We start from the raw sequence: 20,871 nt of genomic DNA, 5'->3' as shown, positions 1-20,871 counted from the left end.
GCAACCGCTCTGGCCAGGGGCCTGTAGAGGACTTCACCGGTCGCACAAAGGCATTTCGGCAATTGCACAGGACAGAATCGCCAAGAGGCTCGACAGGTCTCTCAGAACTGGGCCTGGCGTACCTGGTTCTCCAGTTCCGCCTTGAGCCCTGCAGGCAGCTGCAGTTGGCGCGCCAACTCCTCAAGGTAGGCCTTCTCCATGAAGTGCTGCTCATCCACCAGCATCACGCTGGCCAGGTACATCTCGGCGGCCATCTCCGGGGTGCTGGCGGCCCGGGCCACATCGGCAGGGTCCAGGGGCTTGTTCAACTCACCGTGCAGCCACTGCTGCAGCTGTGGATCGTCATCGAGCTTGCGGAACTCACCCTCGATCAACTCACGCTCGCGCTCATCCACATGGCCATCGGCCTTGGCGGCCGCCACCAGCGCCTTGAGGATCGCCTGGCTGTGTTGCTCCACTTGCTGCGGGGCCAACCGGTCGAGGGTCTGGGGCTCGGTACCCGACGCACTGCCCTGCTGCGCCTGCCAATTGCCATAAGCCTTGTAGGCCAGCACCCCGAGCGCGGCCAAACCACCATAGGTCAGGGCCTTGCCACCGAACTTGCGCACCTTCTTGTTGCCCAGCAACAAGCCCATGGCTCCGGCAGCCAGGGCACCACCGCCGGCGCCAGCGAGCAACCCGCCCAGCCCCCCGGTCTTGGCCCCGAGCAAGCTGCCCAGACCGACCGAATCGGCCGTCGGCCTGGCCTGTGGCGAATTGCCGGTCTTGTTCTGCAGGAGCTCCTGGCCGGACTTGAGTAGTTGGTCGAGCAATCCACGGGTATTCATCTGCCACCTCCGCAAAAACCAGTGTCACCTCGACACCTGAGGCCTCAAGACTAGAGAGAAGTGCCCAGCTCCAGGGGGCGATAATGCTTCTGAATGTTGCTTTGGCTGAAGCAAGAAAAGGTGCTAAACAGGTCATCGGCTTTACCAATAGCGCCTCCGATAAATCTAAAAAAATGCCCGGTAGCCTCATCATGATGACCTTGCGCCAGATCCGTCACTTCATCGCGGTGGCCGAGACCGGCTCGATCTCCGCCGCCGCCCAGGCCGTGTTCATCTCCCAGTCGACCCTGACCCTGGCGATCCAGCAATTGGAGCAGGAAATCGGTGTCAGCCTGTTCAGCCGTCACGCCAAGGGCATGACTCTGACGCACCAGGGCCACCAGTTCCTACGCCAGGCCCACCTGATCCTGGCCACCGTGGACAACGCCAAGCGCAGCCTGCAACAGAGCACCGACCAGGTAGCCGGACAATTGACCGTTGGCGTGACGAGCCTGGTAGCCGGTTACTACCTGGCCGACCTGCTGACCCGCTTCCAGCGTGCATTCCCTAATGTGGAAATCCGCGTCATGGAAGACGAGAGGCCGTATATCGAGCACTTGCTGGTCAGTGGCGAAATCGATGTCGGAGTGCTGATCCTGTCCAACCTCGAAGACCGCCACGCATTGCAGACCGAAGTCCTGACCCATTCCCCCCATCGCCTTTGGCTGCCGGCCCAGCATCCACTGCTGGAGCACGACAGCATCAGCCTGGCGGACGTGGCCCGGGAGCCGCTGATTCAGCTCAACGTTGACGAAATGGACAGCAATGCCCAGCGCATGTGGCGCTCGGCATGCTTGCAACCACGGGTGAACCTGCGCACCGCCTCCACCGAGGCGGTGCGCAGCCTGGTGGCTGCCGGACTTGGCCTGTCGATCCAGCCAGACATGACCTACCGCCCCTGGTCCCTGGAGGGCGACATTATCGAGGCACGTCCCCTCGCGGACCTTAGCCAGACCCTGGACGTTGGCCTGGCCTGGCGTCGCGGCACCGCGCGTCCGGTCCTGGTGGACCCGTTTCTCACCGTGGCGCGAGAACAACCACCAGGCGGGCGAAAGCCATCTATTTAATCGAATGCCCCATTCAGTATTTGGTATTTGTTCAACCCAGACTCCGCCATTAGTCTCTGTACATTCCTAATTAGAGAAGGCCATCTCCCCTCGGGGAGCCCTATTGGCCCTATATAACAAGAGACCCTCTAAGATGAATGGCGCACAGATTCCGTTGCTCACCAAGCTATTGATCAATGGTGAACTGGTCGCTGGCGAAGGCGAGGAGGAGCCGATCCTCAATCCGGCCACCGGAGAGATCCTGACTCGCGTAGCCGATGCCAGCATCGAACAGGTAGAAAGTGCCATTCTTGCGGCTCAGAGCGCGTTCGCCACCTGGTCGCGGACCACTCCGCAACAGCGCTCCAACCTGCTCCTGGCAATTGCCGACGCCGTGCAAGAACAGTCCGAGCACCTGGCCCGCCTGGAATTCCTCAACTGTGGCAAACCCCTGCACCTGGCGCGCCAGGACGACCTGAACGCCACGGTGGATGTATTGCGCTTCTTCGCTGGCGCGGTGCGGTGCCAGACCGGCCAGCTCGCTGGTGAGTACTTGCCGGGGTACACCAGCATGGTGCGGCGCGACCCCATCGGCGTAGTGGCCTCCATTGCCCCCTGGAACTACCCGATCATGATGGCCGCATGGAAGATCGCCCCGGCCCTGGCCGCTGGTAACACTCTGGTGTTCAAACCCTCGGAACACACGCCGCTATCGATTCTGGCCCTGGCCCCGACCCTGGCGCAGTTGCTGCCACCGGGAGTGATCAACATTGTCTGTGGGGGCGGCGAAGGGGTGGGCAGCCACCTGGTAAGCCACCCGAAGGTACGCATGGCATCCCTCACCGGGGATATAGTCACCGGGCAGAAAATCCTCCAGGCCGCCTCCAAGACCCTCAAGCGCACGCACCTGGAACTAGGGGGCAAAGCCCCGGTGATCGTCTGCAATGACGCAGACCTCGATGCCGTGATCCAGGGGATACGCAGCTACGGCTACTACAATGCCGGTCAGGATTGTACTGCCGCCTGCCGGGTCTATGCCCAGGCAGGCATTCACGATCACCTGGTAGCTGAACTGGGAGCCGCGGTCGACAGTTTGCGCTTCGCCCGCCCGCGTGACAGCGACAACGAGTTCGGCCCATTAATCAGCACCCGCCAGCGTGATCGCGTGGCCAGCTTTGTCGAGCGGGCCCTTGGCCAGCCACATATCGAACGCATCACCGGTGCCGCGGTACATGCCGGAGCCGGCTTCTACTATCAACCGACACTCCTGGCCGGCTGCCGCCAACAGGACGAAATCGTCCAGCGCGAAGTATTCGGCCCCGTAGTCACCGTCACGCGTTTCGACGAACTGGAGCAAGCGGTGGACTGGGCCAACGACTCGGAATACGGCCTGGCCTCCTCGGTCTGGACCCAGAACCTGGACAAGGCCATGCAGGTGGCCGCACGCCTGCAGTATGGCTGCACCTGGATCAACAGCCACTTCATCCTGGCCAGCGAGATGCCCCACGGTGGCCTGAAGCGTTCGGGCTACGGCAAGGACCTGTCCAGCGATTCACTGCAGGACTACAGCGTGGTGCGACACATCATGGCGCGCCACGGAAGCCAGCTCTAGCGACATTGCCGAGCGCAAGCCTCAAACGGCAAGCGTGGGCCAGGCGAGTCCCTGGTCATTGTCTTCTTTCAAAGCACCCACAACGACGCCGTCCTGTCCGTCGAGAGGGCGCTCGCCGGTTATTCATATTCAACACACCGGACAACGAACAACCAACATAGAGCCTTGAAGGCCGGGAGCAGCATGACCATGAACTTTCAATTCTTACTACCGACGAAAATCGTCATGCAGCCAGGCCTGCGCAGCCGTACCGGTGAACATCTGCAAGAACTGGGGCTGCAGCATGTTTTGCTGGTGACCGATGCCGGGGTGAAAAGAGCCGGCCTGCTGGACAGCATCTATGCCAGCTTGGACGCTGCCCAGATCCGCTATGCGGAAGTGGCGGACGTCAAGCCCAATCCCCGTAGTGAAGATTGCAACGCCGCCGCACAACGTTATCGCGGCCAAGGCGTCGACGGTGTGCTCGCAGTGGGAGGCGGCAGCGCCATGGACGCCGCCAAGGCTATCAGTGTGCTGCTGACCCATGATGGCAATATCGAGGATTACGAAGGCGCGTTCACCCTGCAACGCGCGGCGCTGCCAATCGTGGCTATTCCAAGCACGGCGGGCACCGGTAGCGAAGTGACGTTTTTTTCAGTGATCACCGACACCCGCCGCCAGTTCAAAATGAGCCTACTGGACTATCGCATCGGGCCGGTCCTGGCGCTGCTAGACACGGACATCACCGCCAGCTTGCCACCTGCGATCGCAGCCAGCACCGGCATGGACGCCCTGACCCACGCAATCGAGGCCTACACCGGTAAGCCTGCCAACCCCATCAGCGACGGCCTGGCGCTACACGCCATTCGCCTGATAAGCCAGAACCTCCGGGCGGCCGTGCAAGAACCACGGAACCAGCAAGCCCGGGAGCAGATGCTGATCGCCAGCCTGATTGCCGGCATGGCCTTCGGCAACGCCGATATCGCCAGCGTGCACTGTATCTCCGAAGCGATTGGCGGCCTGTACGACACCCCCCACGGCGTGGGGAATGCAATCTTCCTGCCCTTCGTGTTCAGCCATAACCGCGATGCCGACCTGCGTCGCCATGCGGATGTCGCCTATGCCCTGGGCATCGATCCGACCCTGGACGCGGCCAGCGCCGCCGAGCAAGCCGTACAACGACTGTTCGACATGGGCCGAGAGTTGGGCATTCCACGCTTCAGCGAGGTCGCGGGAGTGCGAGAGGAGGACTTCCAGGCCATAGCCGAGAAATCCAAGAGCAACATCTCCGACAGCAGCAACGCCAAGCCGATGAGCGTGGACAGCTATCTGGCGATCATCCGCCAGGCCTATCAATACTGAGCGAGGCTTTGACCATGACATCGACTTCCCTGAATCGAACCCTGGGTTTCTGGCGGGCCTTTGCCACCTGTACCGGGCTGGTCGTCGCCGGCACCACCATGGTGTCCCTTGGCTACAGCATGGGTCTGGTGGGCCCGGCCTTCATGATCAGCGCATTGCTGGCGATGGTCGTCAGCATCCTGGTGTCTTTCTCTTACTCAGAACTGTCGTCCTTCATGCCCGGTGCCGGAATGATCGGTGATTACACACTGATCGCCATGGGCCCGTTCATGGCCATCGTCAGTGTGCTGGGCGGCTACATTGTGCTGGTATCAGCGGCCGGGGCCATGGAGTCCATCACCGCCGGACTGGCGGTACAGAGCATGCTGCCGTCGGTCAGCGCCACCGCAGTGGCGATCACCATGCTGGTGCTCTTCCTCATCGTTAATCTGGTGGGTGTCGGAGTGTTCGGTTCGGTACAAGTACTGATCACCGGCTCGATGATCGTCGGCACCTCCATCATGGGGCTGATGGGCTTGCTGAGCATCGGCACCGTGGGCGAGATCCAGTCAGTGCCCTTCAACCCCAAGGGCTGGGAAGTGGTGTTCCAGTCCTTGGCGCTGGGTATCTGGCTGTTCGTCGGCATCGAGTACGTGGCCCCCATGGCTGAGGAGGTCATTGAGCCGGAGAAGACCATTCCCAAGGCCATGCTATTCGGCTTGCTGACCATCTTCATCGCCGACATGCTGTTTGGCCAGGCAATCGCCCGCTATGTACCACTGAACGTTCTCGAAGGCTCCACTGCGCCCCAAGTGGAAGGTGCCCAAGCGATGTTCGGCCACACGGGCATGGTCGTCATCGTATTGATCACTGTCCTGGCCAGCGCCAGCTCCGTCAGCTCTCACCTGGCCGCCGTACCCCGCATGCTCTACGGCCTGGCCCGCGAAGGACTGCTGCCCAAGGCCTTCACCTATATCCACCCACGCTTTCGCACGCCCTGGGTCGGCATCATCGCGGTGTTCACGCTGCTGTGCATTCCGTTCCTGTTGAGCATCGACATGGACCTGATCGCCACCCTGATCCTGGCGTCTTGCGTCACCTGGCTGCTGTCCTATGTGATTGCCCAGGTCAACGTGATGATCCTCCGTCGACGCTACCCGAAGATCGCCCGGCCGTTTCGTACGCCGCTGTTCCCGTTACCACAGATCATCGGGATCAGCGCCTGCCTGTACATGATCCTGACCATCCACCCCGAACCGGCAATGAAGCTGAAGATCTATACCCTGTCGGGCGGTTTCATGCTGGCCATCGTGCTCTACGCCGCGTGCTGGCTGCGCTACAAGGGCATCCCGATGTTCCGGCCAGTGCCCCTGGAGCAGCTCTACGACCTGCCGGATGCTGACCGCAAACACCTGCTGGAAGATGAATCTGCATCTGCCAGCCCAACCGTGGAGCCTCGCTGAGATGACGATATTCGGCAATGTCGAAATGCGGGCCCAACTCGCCTTCAAGCGCCTGTGCACGCAATTTGGCTGCGAGCCGGCAACCCTGGCCGAACTGCGAGTCTCGGATTGTCAGGCCGCAGTCGTGCGAGATCTTAGCTATCACGCCAAGCGTCACTTCTTCAGCCGCCTGTACAAGCTCGACCTATGCTTCAGCCTCATTCTTGGCGATGTGCCCGAGGGGCGTGCCGACTGGGTCGGCGGACGCCAGTGGCAAAGCGCCGAGGCGGACCTCGGCCGCTGGCTGGAACAACGTCCCGAACTGACACGGCAGTTGCGCCAACTGGACACCGAACGGGTCAGCCTGGTGAGCAGCAACGGTGAGGTAAAGCTGCTCGTACGGCCAATTCCTGGCTGCTTCATCTGGACCTTGCTGCCACCGATGCACTACTTCGTGCGTCTCAAGGACGAAGAAGTAGCCCTGATCTCGGGACTGCCCGGACTGCTGCTCGCCAGCCCCCTCGCCCAGGCAGCATGAGAACCCACGCCTGAGCTCAACCCCCGACCGGCGCTGCCCCGGAGTCGCGCCGGCCCCGAAAAGGACTGTCCAATGCAAACCAAATTGCTGATCAACGGCCAGCTGGTAACTGGCGAAGGCCCGGCCCAACCGGTGTACGACCCTGCCCAGGGCAGCGTGCTGGTACACATCAACGAAGCCAGCGAGGCCCAGGTGGACGCCGCGGTGCGTGCTGCCGACGGCGCCTTCGACAGCTGGTCGCAAACCGCCCCGAAGGATCGCGCACTGCTATTGCTCCGGCTCGCCGATGCCATCGAGGCGCACGCCGAGGAACTGGCCAGGCTGGAGTCGGACAACTGCGGCAAGCCCTTGGCCGCCGCGCTCAACGATGAGATTCCGGCCATCGCCGATGTGTTCCGTTTCTTCGCTGGCGCCAGTCGCTGCCTGGGAGGCTCGGCGGCGGGTGAATACCTGCCCGGCCACACCTCCATGATCCGTCGCGACCCAGTGGGTGTGGTGGCCTCCATCGCGCCGTGGAACTACCCATTGATGATGGTCGCATGGAAGATCGCCCCGGCCATGGCCGCCGGCAACACCGTGGTGCTCAAACCCTCGGAGCAGACTCCGTTGACCGCCTTGCGCCTGGTCCAACTGGCCCGCGACATCTTCCCGGCTGGGGTGCTCAACCTGGTGTTCGGTCGCGGGGCCAGCGTCGGCAATCCCCTGGTGACCCACCCCAAGGTACGCATGGTGTCCCTCACCGGCTCCATCGCCACCGGCTCGCACATCATTTCCAGCACCGCCAACAGCGTCAAACGCCTGCACATGGAGCTGGGAGGCAAGGCCCCGGTGCTGATTTTCGACGACGCCGACCTCGACGCCGCCGTGGAGGGTATCCGCGCCTTCGGCTTCTACAACGCTGGGCAGGACTGCACCGCCGCCTGCCGGATCTATGTGCAGGATGGGGTCTACGACCGGTTCGTCGAGAAACTCGGTGCCGCCGTCAGCAGTATCAAGTACGGCCTGCAGGGCGACCCGAGCACCGAACTGGGTCCGCTGATCACCGCCCAACACCGCGACCGGGTAGCCGGTTTCGTCGAGCGGGCCATAGCCCAGCCCCATACCCGCCTGGTGACCGGCGGCAAAGTGGTGCCGGGTAACGGCTACTTCTTCGAGCCCACGGTACTGGCAGACGTCCAGCAGGACGATGAGATCGTCCAGCGCGAAGTCTTCGGCCCGGTGGTCTCGGTGACCCGTTTCAAGGACGAAGCCCAGGCGCTGGAGTGGGCCAACGATTCGGACTACGGCCTGGCGTCATCGGTCTGGACCGCCGATGTCGGCCGTGCCCATCGCCTCTCGGCGCGCCTGCAATACGGCTGCACCTGGGTCAATACCCACTTCATGCTGGCCAGTGAAATGCCCCACGGAGGCCAGAAACACTCAGGCTACGGCAAGGATATGTCCATGTATGGATTGGAAGACTACACCTGCGTGCGGCATGTGATGTTCAAGCACTAAATGGCAGCCGTCTCCTGTATCGACCCCCACAGGAGACGGCGAGCCCATCCTGGCGTTGGCGCGACTACCACGCCGGCCAGTCGCGCAAAGGCAGGACGACTGGATAAGCATCCGCAGTTGCGGCACTATCCGCGGCCAGAAAAGCACCGGCTTCACTGACCACAATCGCCCTCCGGCAGCAAGGATGCGCCCATGCCCCACCCCACCGTAGCCATGGCCAACACGTGCCGCCCATGAGCCAGAACGCTGCTGGCCACTACCATGTGGTGCGGATTACCACCGGCCTGGTGGCCCATTCGTTGCCGGTACTGTTGTTCTACCTGGCGCATATCTGGGGCATTCCACTGTATCGCCAGCTGTTCGGCGCCACGGCTCGAAGCTTCGGCCTGGGCATGATGGTGGACCTGCTGTTCTACCTGCTGATCGTCGGCGGCTGGCTACTGGCGATGATTTCCAACCTCAAGCTCAAGCTGGCCCTGATTGGCGCCTTGGTGGCGTTCAGCGCCTGGGCGATGTTTCCCGAGCACCCGATACGCGGCTATGCCTATTGCCTGCTGATGGGAGTGCCTTCGCTGCTGGCGATCTGGCTGGCCCAACGCGGGTGTCGCTGGTTCGTCCCGGATACGCCATGACCTTCTTTCTGCCTTCACTCCCAACGAGTTCGCCGATGCCCGTTTCTCGCCACCTGCTGCGCCAGTTGTTCGTTTGCCTGTTGTTCGGCACCGCCGCACAGGTCGTCCAGGCTGCCGCCCCCACCTGCCCGTCCAGCGACCTGCCGACCTTTGTCCAGGCCTTCGCCACGGACCCTGAACTGCAACTGGCGTTCAGTGACTCACCCCTGGTCGAACAGCGCCTGGTCTATGACGACTTTGGCCGCGTCGCCACCACGCGACACAAGCTCACTGGCGACAACCGCCACCTGCTGGCCCTGCTCGACCCCAAGGCCCAGGCCCGGTCGGGGCTGCAAACCTTCTGGGAGGACCATACCCTGGTGGTGCACGACCCCCAGGGCGACGTGGTCCAGGCCTTCGTCTTCGAGCGCAGCGCCTGCTGGCAACTCACCCGTATCGAGCAATGGTCGATGGACGGGTTGCTCGATCAACAAGCCCCCGCCGATGAAACCGCCCTGCAGCGTCAGTCGCGCAAGGCCGACCTGTTCCTGGCATATGGCGGACGCGAGCAGTACCCGTTGACGGTGTACTTCTTCCAGCTGGGTCAGCGCATCCTGGTGGATGCCGCCAGGCACGGTTCGGCCAAGGCCGCCGTGCAAGCCGTGAGCCTGGGCTATTCGGGCATGGCGCCGGAACTCAAGCCCGGTGAAGCCGAGGAGCTGCTGCTGCCCTATGCCCAAGCGGATGCCGATGCGGCAGTGATGTTGTCCATGTACTACTGCGATCCGAAAGGCGATGGCTCGTTCGAGAGCTGTGTGAACCCGGGCAAGGCCGAGGCCGCCGTCCTCCAGGCCCTGCGCAAGCTGGACTCGGGCATGCTCTACGACATCCTGGCGGACGCGCTGTCCAGCGGGCGCTGGGGCACCACGGACAAGGCCCGGGCCCTGGCCTGCTACAAAGAGGCGATCCAGCGTGACCACCTGTCGGCGCTCGGGACACTGACCAGGCTGACTGCCGAGGGCCTGCCGGCCCAAGAGGCGCAATGCCTGGAGGCTTCGCCGAAAGCATCAGGTTGAAGCCAAAGACGAAACCCAGCCTGAGAGCGAGGCTTGCCCGCGATGCTCATTGACGGTAGCGCGAGCGCCCTGAAATCCATCGCGAGCACGCTTCACACCTACAGGGGATCACCTCGCTCAACTGAAGGGCATTAGCCCCCTGGCCAACATTTCTTGACTCTTTTTAACAAGAATTGCATTGCCCCGCCCCAGCCCATTGCAGTTAATTGAGCAGCTGCTCAATTAACTCAAGAGGCCCACCTGCATGCGTCCCGCCAACCATGTGCAACGCCAAGCACGATACAACGCACTGCTGGACGCTGGCGCCCGCTGCATCGCCGAACATGGCTACATGGCTACCCGAACCGCGGACATCTGCCTGATCGCGCAGATGAGTGCCGGCAACCTGTTTCATTACTTCCCCAGCAAGCAGGCGCTGCTGCTGGCACTGATCGCTCGCGAAGGCCAGCAGATCCAGCAGGAGATGGAACACCTGCTGCAGGAGCAACAGCCTCTGGAGGCCCTGATGGGCTTTCTCCTGCACCTCTGCCAGCTCGCCGAGGACCCGCACTACACCGGCCTGGCCTTGGAGATCGCCGCCCTCAGCCACCGTGATCCACAGGTTTGCAAACTGGCACGGCACAACGATCTGCTTTTGCGTGAAGGACTCGCCGCCCTCGTGCGCCAGGCCAACGACCTGGGGCTGGTCCGCCCTGGGCTGTGTGCCGAGCAAATCGCCAACTGGCTTGCCGTCATGATCGACGGCCTGTTCGCCCGGGTTGCCGTCGATCCGCAATTCGCTCCCCAGACCCAGGGCCCTGTCCTGCAAGAACTGGCTCTGCACCTGCTACAAGGAAACCGAACATGACCCCCGCGCGTATTTCCGGCACGCAACCGGCACGCCTGCAACATGTGGACGCCCTACGAGGCTTCGCCCTACTGGGCATCCTGGCGGTGAACATCTGGTCCTTCGCCGACCCCTACTACGCTTCACCAACCAGCAACCCGGCGTACTCCAGCGCCCTCGATCACCTGGTGCGCTGGCTGGTGTCGGTCTTCTTCGAGGCCAAGTTCTACCTGCTGTTCTCCTTCCTGTTCGGCTACAGCTTCACCTTGCAGATGAGCTCCGCCGAACGCTCGGGGGCGTCCTTCGTGCCGCGCATGTGGCGCCGGCAACTGGCCCTGCTGGTCATCGGCCTGGTGCACGGCGCGCTGCTGTTCTATGGCGAGATCCTCTCGCTGTATGCCTTGCTCGGGTTGATCCTGCTGGCACTGCGTGGGCTATCGGCCAAGTCGGCGGCGGTGCTGGCGCTGCTGCTGGTCATCGCCAGCACGCTGATATTCCTGCTGTTGGGGGGCGAACTGCTGGAGATCGGCCTCTACACCGGCACGGCCGACGGCGAATCGGTGCTCAAGGACATGGCCTTGGGCGGCAGTGCGCTGGAGACCCTGGCCTACAACGCTTCGCACCTGCTGGAAACCGCCTCGGCCCTGTGGCTGCTGCAAGGGCCCAGCACCCTGGCGATGTTCCTGCTGGGCTACGTGGCCGGACGCAAGGAGCTGCTGGTGGCGCCCTATCGCTTCGAGCCCAGGCTGCCATGGCTGCTGGCGTTCACCCTGCCCCTCGGCCTGGGCGGCGCCCTGCTCTACGGCTACTGGGCCGCCTATGCCCCGGGGGGTGGCCTGGAATTGATCGGCTATGGCCTCAGCCAGTTGACCGCGCCCTTGCTCTCGGCCAGCTACGCCATGCTACTGCTCAAGGCCTTCGACTCATCCCTGGGCCAGCGCCTGTGCCGGCGCCTGGCGCCCCTGGGACGCATGTCCCTGAGCAACTACCTGCTGCAATCAGTGATCCTCTGCCTGCTGTTCACCGGTTACGGGCTGGGGCTGGTCAACCATTTACCACCGTTGGCCTTGCCGCTGGTGGTGATCGCCATCTACCTGGTGCAGATGCAACTCAGTGCCCTGTGGCTGCGCCATCACCAGTACGGCCCTTGCGAATGGCTGCTGCGCGCGGTGACCATCGGCGCCTGGCCGAACTGGAGCAAACCCCGCCAGGCCTAGGCCAGGCGCAGGTACAGATGAATGTCCTCGGGCTCCAGGCGCAACAGCTCCGGGTCCGGGACGTCCAGCAACTGGCAACCCAGGCCCTGGTAGAAATCCACCGTATGCCGCGACGGCGTGGCTGACACATACAAACCCTGGCCGCCCATGGCCAGGGCCTGCTCCCGGGCCAAGGCGAACAACTGCCGACCGAGGCCAAGCCCGCGCCAACCCTGGCTCACATGCAGGAACTTCAGTTGGCGCAGGTCCAGCCCGGCGTTGGCGATCGGCAGGCAATCCACCACCGCCGCCGCCACCAGCCGCGTGTCGTCGAAGGCCCCATGCAGCCACCCGCCACGCTGGTAACACTGCTGCAAGATCACCTCGTCATGCTCGGCTTCTCCGACCGGCCAACCGGTCACCACTTCATGCTGGGCATAACGCACCAGCCCTCCATCCTGCAGGCGGTAGAACGCTTCGATGATCTCGGCACGGTCGATGGTCTTGAGCAAGGCGATTTCGTCTTCGACAAGTGGTCGCAGGCGCAGCATGGGGCAATTTCCTAGGGCTGGTTAAGTCGTTACCTATGGACACAAGCTAATCATTTTTCTGCCCTGGGCGAACCGATTATTCTACGCAGCATCTGTTTAAGGTCAGACGGGTCCGGCCAACGGCATGGCCGGACCTCATCCACGCGATCCCCCGAGCGGCCAAGAACGGCTGCGGATCTTTCCCTGTACAAGGCTTAACCATGCATCGTAGGAATCTCCTCAAAGCGTCCATGGCCCTGGCGGCCTATACCGGCCTTTCGGCCAGCGGCCTGCTGGCCGCCCGAGCCTGGGCCGGTACCGGTGCCGCCGATGGCGAGGCACAGGCATTCGACTTCGAGCGCCTCAAGGCCCAGGCCAAACAACTGGCCGCCAAGCAGTACGTGGACACCAAGCAGGTGCTGCCGCCGACCTTGGCGCAGATGACCCCACAGGACTTCAATGCCATCCAGTACGACGCCAAGCACTCGCTGTGGAATGACCTGAACGGCCAGCTGGACGTGCAGTTCTTCCATGTGGGCATGGGCTTTCGCCAGCCGGTGCGCATGCACAGCGTCGACCCCAAGACCCGCCTGTCGCGGGAGGTGCACTTCCGTCCGCCGCTGTTCAACTACCAGAACACCCGCGTCGACACCTCGCAGCTCAAGGGCGACCTGGGTTTCGCCGGATTCAAGCTGTTCAAGGCACCGGAGCTGGATAGACACGACGTGGTGTCGTTCCTCGGCGCCAGCTACTTCCGCGCGGTGGACGCCACCGGCCAGTACGGCCTCTCGGCCCGGGGCCTGGCCATCGATACCTACGCCAAGCATCGCGAGGAATTCCCCGACTTCACCCAGTTCTGGTTCGAGACCCCGGACAAGGACAGCACCCGTTTCGTGGTCTATGCCCTGCTGGACTCGCCGAGCGCCACCGGTGCTTACCGCTTCGACATCGACTGCCAGGCCGAGCGCGTGGTGATGGAGGTCGATGCCCACGTCAATGCGCGTACGGCCATCGAGCAACTGGGCATCGCACCGATGACCAGCATGTTCAGCTGCGGCACCCACGAGCGGCGCATGTGCGACACCATCCACCCGCAGATCCACGACTCCGACCGCCTGGCCATGTGGCGCGGCAACGGCGAATGGATCTGCCGGCCGTTGAACAACCCGGCGACTCTGCAATTCAACGCCTTCGCCGACAAAGATCCGAAAGGCTTCGGCCTGGTGCAGACCGACCATGACTTTGCCAGCTACCAGGACACCGTGGACTGGTACAGCCGTCGCCCGAGCCTGTGGGTCGAGCCCACCACCGCCTGGGGCGAGGGCAGCGTCGACCTGCTGGAGATCCCCACCACCGGCGAGACCATGGACAACATCGTGGCCTTCTGGACACCGAAGAAGCCGGTGGCTGCCGGCGACTCGCTGAACTACGGCTACAAGCTCTACTGGAGCGCCCTACCGCCGGTGGGCACGCCTCTGGCGCGGGTCCACGCCACCCGTTCGGGCATGGGCGGCTTCGTCGAGGGCTGGGCCCCGGGCGAACACTATCCGCCCGTCTGGGCGCGGCGCTTTGCCGTGGACTTCACCGGCGGCGGCCTCGATCGCCTGCCGGCGGGCACCGGCATCGAACCGGTGGTCACCGCCTCCAACGGCCAGGTCAAGGACTTCAGCGTACTGGTGCTGGACGAGATCAAGGGCTACCGCATCCTCTTCGACTGGTACCCCACCAACGACAGCGTGGACCCGGTGGAACTGCGGCTGTTCATCCGCACCAACGACCGCACCCTGAGCGAGACCTGGCTGTACCAGTACTTCCCGCCGGCCCCGGAGAAACGCAAGTACCCTTGATGCCCTACCGGTGAGGTGCCCCCTACCATTTCCTTGACTGGCCGGTTTTTCTTGCCTGCAAACGGTCAGTCCCGCAGGTCCGATTCGTGGATCGGCTGGTCCCTGTGGGTCGCCCGCTGGTACTGCGCCGGCCAGGTGGCGTTGCGTCCGCCCAGGTCGTCGTCGGCATGCAGCGGCCAGTAAGGATCGCGCAACAGCTCCCGGGCCAGCAGGATGATGTCCGCCTGGCAGGTACGCAGGATGTGCTCGGCCTGGGCCGGCTCGGTGATCATGCCCACGGTGCCGGTGGCGATTCCCGACTCCTTGCGCACGCGCTCGGCGAAGCGCGTCTGGTAGCCGGGGCCGGTGGGGATCTCGGCATTGGCCGCCGTACCACCGGACGACACGTCGATCAGGTCCACCCCCAGGTCCTTGAGGCGCCTGGCCAGCTCCACGGTTTCGTCGGGGTTCCAGCCGTCTTCCACCCAGTCGGTGGCCGAGACCCGCACGAACAGCGGCAGCTCCTGCGGCCAGACCCGGCGTACCGCCTCGGTCACCTCCAATACCAGGCGGATACGGTTCTCGAACGAACCACCGTAGCGGTCCTGGCGCTGGTTGCTCAGGGGCGAGAGGAACTGGTGCAGCAGATAGCCGTGGGCGGCGTGCACCTCCACCACCTTGAAGCCGGCCTCCAGGGCCCGCTTGGCAGCGGCGACGAAGGCCTGGATGACGTCGGCGATCTGGTGCTCGTCCAGTGGCGTCGGTGGCGTGTGCTGCGGGTCGAAGGCGATCCGCGACGGCCCTACCGGCACCCAGCCCCCGTCCTCGGGCTTGACGCTGCCGGACTTGCCGAGCCAGGGCCGGTGGGTGCTGGCCTTGCGCCCGGCATGGGCCAGCTGGATGCCGGCGACGGCGCCCTGGGCACTGATGAAACGGGTGATGCGGCGCAAGGGTTCGATCTGGTCGTCGTTCCACAGCCCCAGGTCCTGGGCGGTGATCCGGCCGTCGGCGGTGACCGCCGTGGCCTCGGTGAAGACCAGCCCGGCGCCGCCCACGGCACGGCTGCCCAGGTGCACCAGGTGCCAGTCATTGGCCAGTCCGTCCACCGACGAGTACTGGCACATGGGCGACACGGCAATGCGATTGATCAAGGTCAGTTGACGCAGGGTATAGGGTTCAAGCAGCAGACTCATGGGGCACCTCTCGGTCAGTGGTCAGGCTCCAGGGATCTGTTTGAACGGTCGACGAGTGACTGCGAAGTTGAAGCGCCCGCCCCCGCGGGAAGAGAAAAGGACAAAACGTCACAAGGCCAATCAGACAGTCCTAACAGCCTAGACGACAACATTGGCCGAAGCAGGGTTCCTGATCACTCGCCGAGCGAAAACCCCAGGCAGCGCTCCATGTCGCCGCTGCCGCAGGCTACGCATGACCGTGCAGCGGGCTTCTGCGACCGCTGCGCGACCGGTCGCAGCCTCGCAGGCTCGGCAGCGGCTACAGGTGCGTCAGCGGGGCTCGATGTGGGCGATCATCAGCTGCACGGTTTCCTGGCCACGGAACTCGTTGAGGTCGAGCTTGTAGGCCAGCTCCACCCAGCGGATGGTCGGGTTGGGCCAGACTTCGCGATCGATGCCGAAGGCGATGCCGTCCAGCTTCAGCGAACCGCATTCGCTGCGCAGCACCACCTTCAGGTGGCGTTCGCCGACGATGCGCTGCTCCACCAGCTCGAACACCCCATGGAACATCGGCTCGGGGAAGTGCTGGCCCCAGGGGCCGGCGTGGCGCAGGGCGCGGGCCAGCTCCAGGTGGAATTCCTCCACGGCCAGGGTACCGTCCGACAGCAGGCGCCCGGTGAGGTCTTCCTCGTTGAGCTGGCGCCGCACCTCATCATCGAAAGCCTCGGCGAAGGCCGGGAAGTTCTGCTCCGGCAGCGACAGGCCGGCGGCCATGGCGTGGCCACCGAACTTGCTGATCAGTTGTGGATGACGGGCGGCCACCGCGTCCAGGGCATCACGGATATGGAACCCCGGCACCGAACGTGCAGAGCCCTTGAGCATGCCGTCGCCAGCGTCGGCAAAAGCGATGGTTGGCCGGTGGTAACGTTCCTTCAGGCGCGAGGCGAGGATTCCGATCACCCCCTGGTGCCAGTCGGCATCGAACAGGCACAGGCCGAACGGCATCGATTCCACCGGCAGCTCCTTGAGCTGGGCCAGGGCTTCGCGCTGCATGCCCTGCTCGATGGACTTGCGGTCCTGGTTCAGCTCATCGAGCTGGGCGGCCATGGCCCGCGCCGCCGACGCATCGTCGCTGAGCAGGCACTCGATACCCAGGCTCATGTCGTCCAAGCGTCCGGCGGCGTTCAGCCGAGGCCCGAGGATGAACCCCAGGTCGGTGGAGGTGATGCGCGAATGGTCGCGCTTGGCCACTTCCAGGATCGCCTTGAGCCCCGGCCGGGCGCGACCGGCGCGAATCCGCTCCAGGCCCTGGTGCACCAGGATGCGGTTGTTGGCATCCAGCGGCACCACGTCCGCCACGCTGCCCAGGGCCACCAGGTCCAGCAGCTCGCCGATATTCGGCTGCGGCCGGCTCTCGTAGCGGCCCAGGCTACGCAGCCGCGCGCGCAACGCCATCAGCACATAGAAGATCACCCCGACCCCGGCCAGGGCCTTGCTGGGAAACTCGCAGCCCGGCTGGTTGGGGTTGACGATGGCGTCCGCCGCTGGCAGCTCCGGGCCCGGCAAGTGGTGGTCGGTGACCAATACCTGCAAGCCCGCGGCCTTGGCCGCAGCCACGCCGTCGACGCTGGAGATGCCGTTGTCCACGGTGATCAGCAACTGCGGCTGGCGCTGCAGGGCCACCGCGACGATTTCCGGAGTCAGGCCATAGCCGTACTCGAAGCGGTTGGGCACCAGGTAGTCGACATGGGCCGCGCCCAGCAGGCGCAGGCCCAGCAAGCCGACGGTACTGGCGGTAGCGCCGTCGGCGTCGAAGTCGCCGACGATGAGGATGCGCTGGCGCAGGTCCAGGGCGGTCACCAGCAGGTCCACCGCGGCATCGATGCCCTTGAGCTGCTGGAACGGGATCAGCCGTGCCAGGCTCTTGTCCAGCTCATCCACCGTCTGCACGCCTCGGGCGGCGTAGAGGCGGGTCAACAACGGCGGCAGGTCGCCGAGAAAGGGCAGGACGGCGGGCAACTCACGGGGTTCGATACGCATGGGCTAACAGCAACTTCTCTTGGGGGACGGTGGGTCGTTCAGGAGCGGCGCGGGCAATCAGCCGCGCTCGCCCAGCAGCCATTCCAGCTGCACTTCATGCTGGCCGCGATCGTCGGTGACGAAGAGGGTGCCTTCGCTGATCATCACGTCCCACTTGATCACCCGCGGCATGTCCTTGGCCAGGGTCTCCAGCACGTCCTGGGGCACGCCGGCGATATTGAGATTCTTCAGGTTCTTCACCGCGTCCACCACCCGGGTCTGCCAGACCCGCAGGCTGCCGTAGGCCAGGAGGCTGGTGCGCTCGGTACGACGCGAGCACCAGGTCAGGCGCTCGGCGTCCGGCTGGCCGACTTCGATCCAGTGCAGCACGCGGTCATCCAGGCTCTTTTCCCACAGCGCCGGCTCATCCACATCCGATAGGCCGCGCCCGAACGACAGCTGCTCGTTGTACCAGAAGGCATAGGCCAGCAGGCGCACGGTCATGCGCTCTTCGGTTTCCGAAGGGTGGCGGGCGATGGTCTGCTTGACGCTTTCGTAGACCCCGCGGTCGAGGTCGGTCAGGTTCAGTTCGAATTTGTAGGTGGTGGACGGCTGGGCCATGTGCGGGCTTCTTGAGTATGCGAAAAGGCGGCAAGTCTAACCCGAAACCCGCCGCCCTGCCCGACCGCTGGCCCGTTGCCCGGCTCCAGGGCGCCGCTCACCCAGGTGCGCGGCCTGGGTAAAGTCGGTTGCCAGGCCCGCCCCACGGCTTTATAACCCCCCGCGAGTCGGCAGGCGCGCTCCGCGCCAGAGCCGTAGCCCAGTAGAAAAGGAAGTCCATGACCCTCTTTGTCACCCTGCTTGTCATCGTGCTGATGTTCATCGCACTGATCTTGTACACCCGCCAGAAACTCGCGAAATACAACCAAGGCCTGCCAGAGACTGGCGAGATCAGCGCCCAGATCAGCCAGACCCTGCTGCTGAGCAAGGCCGAACCGCTGCTGGCGCTGAAACTGGCAGAACGCCTGCCTGGCGAGGCCCAGCTACTGGCCTTGCAACTGGTGACCAGCGAACTCTATCTGGCAGGACAAAAGGCCCAGGCCCGGAAGGTATACGAGCAACTGCCGCCTCACGCCCAGGAATACGCCCTCAATACCCTGGTCGAAACACTGCTCGACACTGGCCAGACCCAGGCGTGCCTGGAACTGTTGGATGCCTGGGAGCAGTCCCTGCCCAGCTGGCCGCTGCTGCAAGCCCAGATACTCCAGGCCCGTGGCGAACAAGACCAGGCCCTGGTACTGCTCCAGGAACTGAGCGATCCACGGCAGCCTGCCGCTCACGAACGCCAGAGCGTCGGCAACCTGCTGGTGCTCGCTCGCTTGCTGCATCAGGCCGGCCAGCAGGATGCCGCACTGGCCAGCCTCGAACAGGCCTGGACGGCGTTCACGGAGTCCGATGAAAGTTATCGCCAGAGCGTACTGCGCAGCCTGTTCGATGCGTGTGCGGCCCAAGGCCGGTTCGACTCGATCCTCACCCGGGCCGCAGCATTGCCCGCAGAAGAACAGGCCCAGGCAATCGCCGCGCTGATCGGTGCCGGCCAACTGGACTCGGCCCTCGGCCTGTTGGCGGCACTGGACGACGATCTCTACTACACCACGTACAGCGAACTGATGGACCTGGCCCTGGCCCGGCCGTCGATCGACGATGCCGTGCGCCTGCTGGATAGCGCCCCGGACCTGCATCGTCATGGTCTGCTGCTGATCCTGTTGAACCACCTGGCCGCCCAGGGCCGGATGGACGAAGCCGAAACCATGCTCCAGACCCTGGAGACGGAGCCGAGCCAGCATCCGGGGCTGATGCTCACTCTCTGCGAGCAGCACCATGCTGCACAGCCGCAATGGAGCGAATCCTTGCTGGCCAAGGCCCTGCAACAGATCGATGGCTACCGGGACGACCACGAGTTCTGGAGCGGCATGCGCATGCAGGCCCTGCAGACGCAGTTGCAGATCCAAAGCCGCCTGCCGGCCCATCGCCGGGACAGCTGGTTGGTGCGTAGCGGCCTGGAGGAAATTCACAAGCTGCGCCAACAGCAAGAAGGCGAGCAGCAACTGCTCGGCCTTCGCGAACAGGCCAGCCTGCTGCACGCCCTGGGCCAAACCCCACAGGCCAGGATCTTGCTGGAACAGGCCCTGGAGCTGCTGGACAGCGACAGCCTGCCGGAGCTGGACGAGATGGATAAGACCTTCTACCTGGAGGATATCGCCAGCGCCTACCTGGATATCGACGAGGTGCAGCAGGCCCAAGCCCTGCAAGACCGCCTGAACGCCCTGGAGGCCGGTAGCCGGACCCTGGAAGAAGACCTGCTGCTCAACCACATCGAGCACCAGCGCTTTGCCGAAGCCATCGAGGCCCTGAACCTGAGCACCCTGCTCAGCGACAAGAAGCCCCTGTCACGCTTGTATCAAGCCCTTGAGGAGCTGCACCAGCGCTCCCCGGAGCGGGCCAGCGAACTCCAGCAACAGTTGATGGAGCGGTTTTCCAGCGGGTTGGCCTGGCGCCCCTCCCAGACGAGCTGACCGACAAGCTCCCGCTGCGCGCCTTCAACGAGGCGCGTAGCGCTCCCAGAGCTCGTTGAACTCCTTGAGGTAGCTGGCCACCAGTTGCGGGTGGTCGATCACCAGCAGGTTTTCCTCATTGCCGGTGGTGGCGCTGCGGGTCCAGTTGAAACTGCCATTGAGCAAGGTGCGACCATCGAACAGGGCGAACTTGTGGTGCATGTGGAACGGCGTGTCGTCGATCCGCACCGGCACTCCGGCCTCCCGTAGCGCGGCGATATCGCTGCCGACATCGAACTGCTTTTCACTGTCGCTGATCACACGCACCGCCACGCCGCGCTGGTGGCAGGCGCGAATCTCGTCGCTCAGTTGGTCATCGGAAATGGTGAACACGCAGATATCCACCGAGCTGCGGGCCTGGCGGCACAGCTCGCGGATCTTGCGCCGGCAATCCTCGCCGGGGCTGAAGTGGGCGCTGGCCATGTCACGTACCGGCGCGACGCTGACATCCAGGGTCTTGACCACCTGCTCCAGCCATTTCAGGGCCGGCAGCACGTTGGCGCTGTCCGCCAGGCTCAGCTCGCGCACCAGGTCGAAGGCACGATTGCGCAAGTAGCGCACCTGGTCGGCGCTGAGCTCGCTGCCCAGCTGGCGCAGCTCGTCGCGCTCCTCGTTGCTCAGTTTCAAGTCCAGCAGGCTGTCGCGCAGTTGCCGGTCCAGATGGGCGAAATCCATGTCG

The 20,871-nt window shown here is 64.0% G+C and carries 18 protein-coding genes; 12 read left to right on the top strand and 6 right to left on the bottom strand.

Annotation, left to right across the window (positions count from 1 at the left end; all coding sequences use genetic code 11):
* Nucleotides 1-101: 101 nt before the first annotated feature.
* A complete protein-coding gene (locus tag I9018_RS05690; protein ID WP_241108937.1) occupies nt 102-827 on the bottom strand; it encodes a tellurite resistance TerB family protein in 726 nt (241 codons plus the stop codon).
* 191 nt (nt 828-1,018) lie between these two features.
* Between I9018_RS05690 and I9018_RS05685 the strand changes: the two genes are divergently transcribed.
* From I9018_RS05685 to I9018_RS05640, 10 genes are all read left to right on the top strand, one after another.
* A complete protein-coding gene (locus I9018_RS05685; RefSeq protein ID WP_241108936.1) occupies nt 1,019-1,933 on the top strand; it encodes a LysR family transcriptional regulator in 915 nt (304 codons plus the stop codon).
* A gap of 133 nt (nt 1,934-2,066) precedes the next feature.
* Nucleotides 2,067-3,524, top strand: coding sequence for a gamma-aminobutyraldehyde dehydrogenase (locus I9018_RS05680; protein ID WP_241108935.1), 1,458 nt, complete (start codon nt 2,067-2,069; stop codon nt 3,522-3,524).
* A 189-nt stretch (nt 3,525-3,713) separates the two neighbouring features.
* Complete coding sequence (locus I9018_RS05675; protein WP_241108934.1) at nt 3,714-4,865, top strand: iron-containing alcohol dehydrogenase; 1,152 nt, start codon at nt 3,714-3,716, stop codon at nt 4,863-4,865.
* A 14-nt stretch (nt 4,866-4,879) separates the two neighbouring features.
* Nucleotides 4,880-6,307 carry an APC family permease gene (locus tag I9018_RS05670; RefSeq protein WP_241108933.1) on the top strand — a complete coding sequence of 476 codons (1,428 nt, stop codon included), beginning with the start codon at nt 4,880-4,882 and terminating at the stop codon, nt 6,305-6,307.
* A 1-nt stretch (nt 6,308) separates the two neighbouring features.
* Entirely contained in the window at nt 6,309-6,824 is a 516-nt protein-coding gene (locus tag I9018_RS05665) for a DUF3156 family protein (protein ID WP_241108932.1), read from the top strand.
* 72 nt (nt 6,825-6,896) lie between these two features.
* Nucleotides 6,897-8,321, top strand: a complete 1,425-nt coding sequence (locus I9018_RS05660; protein WP_241108931.1) for a gamma-aminobutyraldehyde dehydrogenase — start codon at nt 6,897-6,899, stop codon at nt 8,319-8,321.
* A gap of 233 nt (nt 8,322-8,554) precedes the next feature.
* Complete coding sequence (locus I9018_RS05655) at nt 8,555-8,953, top strand: hypothetical protein (RefSeq protein WP_241108930.1); 399 nt, start codon at nt 8,555-8,557, stop codon at nt 8,951-8,953.
* A 35-nt stretch (nt 8,954-8,988) separates the two neighbouring features.
* A complete protein-coding gene (locus I9018_RS05650) occupies nt 8,989-10,008 on the top strand; it encodes a hypothetical protein (RefSeq protein WP_241108929.1) in 1,020 nt (339 codons plus the stop codon).
* Between the two features lie 244 nt (nt 10,009-10,252).
* Complete coding sequence (locus I9018_RS05645) at nt 10,253-10,855, top strand: TetR/AcrR family transcriptional regulator (protein ID WP_241108928.1); 603 nt, start codon at nt 10,253-10,255, stop codon at nt 10,853-10,855.
* Nucleotides 10,852-12,051, top strand: a complete 1,200-nt coding sequence (locus I9018_RS05640) for a DUF418 domain-containing protein (protein WP_241108927.1) — start codon at nt 10,852-10,854, stop codon at nt 12,049-12,051. Before I9018_RS05645 ends, I9018_RS05640 begins: the two co-directional genes overlap by 4 nt.
* On the opposite strand, the gene I9018_RS05635 is transcribed toward I9018_RS05640, so the two are convergent.
* Entirely contained in the window at nt 12,048-12,581 is a 534-nt protein-coding gene (locus I9018_RS05635; protein ID WP_241108926.1) for a GNAT family N-acetyltransferase, read from the bottom strand. The genes I9018_RS05640 and I9018_RS05635 overlap by 4 nt on opposite strands.
* A 200-nt stretch (nt 12,582-12,781) precedes the next feature.
* On the opposite strand from I9018_RS05635, the gene I9018_RS05630 reads away from it, so the two are divergent.
* The gene (locus tag I9018_RS05630) at nt 12,782-14,407 is read left to right on the top strand and encodes a glucan biosynthesis protein D (protein WP_241108925.1); all 1,626 of its coding nucleotides are present in this window, start codon (nt 12,782-12,784) and stop codon (nt 14,405-14,407) included.
* 65 nt (nt 14,408-14,472) lie between these two features.
* Here the strand turns inward: I9018_RS05630 and I9018_RS05625 are convergent, their stop codons facing one another.
* From I9018_RS05625 to I9018_RS05615, 3 genes are all read right to left on the bottom strand, one after another.
* A complete protein-coding gene (locus tag I9018_RS05625) occupies nt 14,473-15,579 on the bottom strand; it encodes an NADH:flavin oxidoreductase/NADH oxidase (protein WP_241108924.1) in 1,107 nt (368 codons plus the stop codon).
* 309 nt (nt 15,580-15,888) lie between these two features.
* A complete protein-coding gene (gene recJ, locus I9018_RS05620; RefSeq protein ID WP_022642524.1) occupies nt 15,889-17,598 on the bottom strand; it encodes a single-stranded-DNA-specific exonuclease RecJ in 1,710 nt (569 codons plus the stop codon).
* Between the two features lie 57 nt (nt 17,599-17,655).
* On the bottom strand, nt 17,656-18,198 hold the full coding sequence (locus tag I9018_RS05615) for a YaeQ family protein (RefSeq protein WP_241108923.1): 543 nt from the start codon (nt 18,196-18,198) through the stop codon (nt 17,656-17,658).
* Nucleotides 18,199-18,416: 218 nt separating this feature from the next.
* On the opposite strand from I9018_RS05615, the gene I9018_RS05610 reads away from it, so the two are divergent.
* Nucleotides 18,417-20,153 carry a hypothetical protein gene (locus I9018_RS05610; RefSeq protein WP_241108922.1) on the top strand — a complete coding sequence of 579 codons (1,737 nt, stop codon included), beginning with the start codon at nt 18,417-18,419 and terminating at the stop codon, nt 20,151-20,153.
* A gap of 24 nt (nt 20,154-20,177) precedes the next feature.
* On the opposite strand, the gene I9018_RS05605 is transcribed toward I9018_RS05610, so the two are convergent.
* Nucleotides 20,178-20,867, bottom strand: a complete 690-nt coding sequence (locus tag I9018_RS05605; RefSeq protein ID WP_241108921.1) for a phospholipase D-like domain-containing protein — start codon at nt 20,865-20,867, stop codon at nt 20,178-20,180.
* Nucleotides 20,868-20,871: the final 4 nt, after the last annotated feature.

The organism is Pseudomonas sp. MPFS, assembly GCF_022537035.1.
Lineage (GTDB): Bacteria > Pseudomonadota > Gammaproteobacteria > Pseudomonadales > Pseudomonadaceae > Aquipseudomonas > Aquipseudomonas sessilinigenes.
This window is presented reverse-complemented; position numbering and strand designations above follow the sequence as displayed.

Coding starts and splice junctions, on each gene's coding strand:
- I9018_RS05690 (WP_241108937.1), bottom strand. CDS start 827: ATGAATACCCGTGGATTGCTCGACCAACTACTCAAGTCCGGCCAGGAG.
- I9018_RS05685 (WP_241108936.1), top strand. CDS start 1,019: ATGATGACCTTGCGCCAGATCCGTCACTTCATCGCGGTGGCCGAGACC.
- I9018_RS05680 (WP_241108935.1), top strand. CDS start 2,067: ATGAATGGCGCACAGATTCCGTTGCTCACCAAGCTATTGATCAATGGT.
- I9018_RS05675 (WP_241108934.1), top strand. CDS start 3,714: ATGAACTTTCAATTCTTACTACCGACGAAAATCGTCATGCAGCCAGGC.
- I9018_RS05670 (WP_241108933.1), top strand. CDS start 4,880: ATGACATCGACTTCCCTGAATCGAACCCTGGGTTTCTGGCGGGCCTTT.
- I9018_RS05665 (WP_241108932.1), top strand. CDS start 6,309: ATGACGATATTCGGCAATGTCGAAATGCGGGCCCAACTCGCCTTCAAG.
- I9018_RS05660 (WP_241108931.1), top strand. CDS start 6,897: ATGCAAACCAAATTGCTGATCAACGGCCAGCTGGTAACTGGCGAAGGC.
- I9018_RS05655 (WP_241108930.1), top strand. CDS start 8,555: ATGAGCCAGAACGCTGCTGGCCACTACCATGTGGTGCGGATTACCACC.
- I9018_RS05650 (WP_241108929.1), top strand. CDS start 8,989: ATGCCCGTTTCTCGCCACCTGCTGCGCCAGTTGTTCGTTTGCCTGTTG.
- I9018_RS05645 (WP_241108928.1), top strand. CDS start 10,253: ATGCGTCCCGCCAACCATGTGCAACGCCAAGCACGATACAACGCACTG.
- I9018_RS05640 (WP_241108927.1), top strand. CDS start 10,852: ATGACCCCCGCGCGTATTTCCGGCACGCAACCGGCACGCCTGCAACAT.
- I9018_RS05635 (WP_241108926.1), bottom strand. CDS start 12,581: ATGCTGCGCCTGCGACCACTTGTCGAAGACGAAATCGCCTTGCTCAAG.
- I9018_RS05630 (WP_241108925.1), top strand. CDS start 12,782: ATGCATCGTAGGAATCTCCTCAAAGCGTCCATGGCCCTGGCGGCCTAT.
- I9018_RS05625 (WP_241108924.1), bottom strand. CDS start 15,579: ATGAGTCTGCTGCTTGAACCCTATACCCTGCGTCAACTGACCTTGATC.
- recJ (WP_022642524.1), bottom strand. CDS start 17,598: ATGCGTATCGAACCCCGTGAGTTGCCCGCCGTCCTGCCCTTTCTCGGC.
- I9018_RS05615 (WP_241108923.1), bottom strand. CDS start 18,198: ATGGCCCAGCCGTCCACCACCTACAAATTCGAACTGAACCTGACCGAC.
- I9018_RS05610 (WP_241108922.1), top strand. CDS start 18,417: ATGACCCTCTTTGTCACCCTGCTTGTCATCGTGCTGATGTTCATCGCA.
- I9018_RS05605 (WP_241108921.1), bottom strand. CDS start 20,867: ATGGATTTCGCCCATCTGGACCGGCAACTGCGCGACAGCCTGCTGGAC.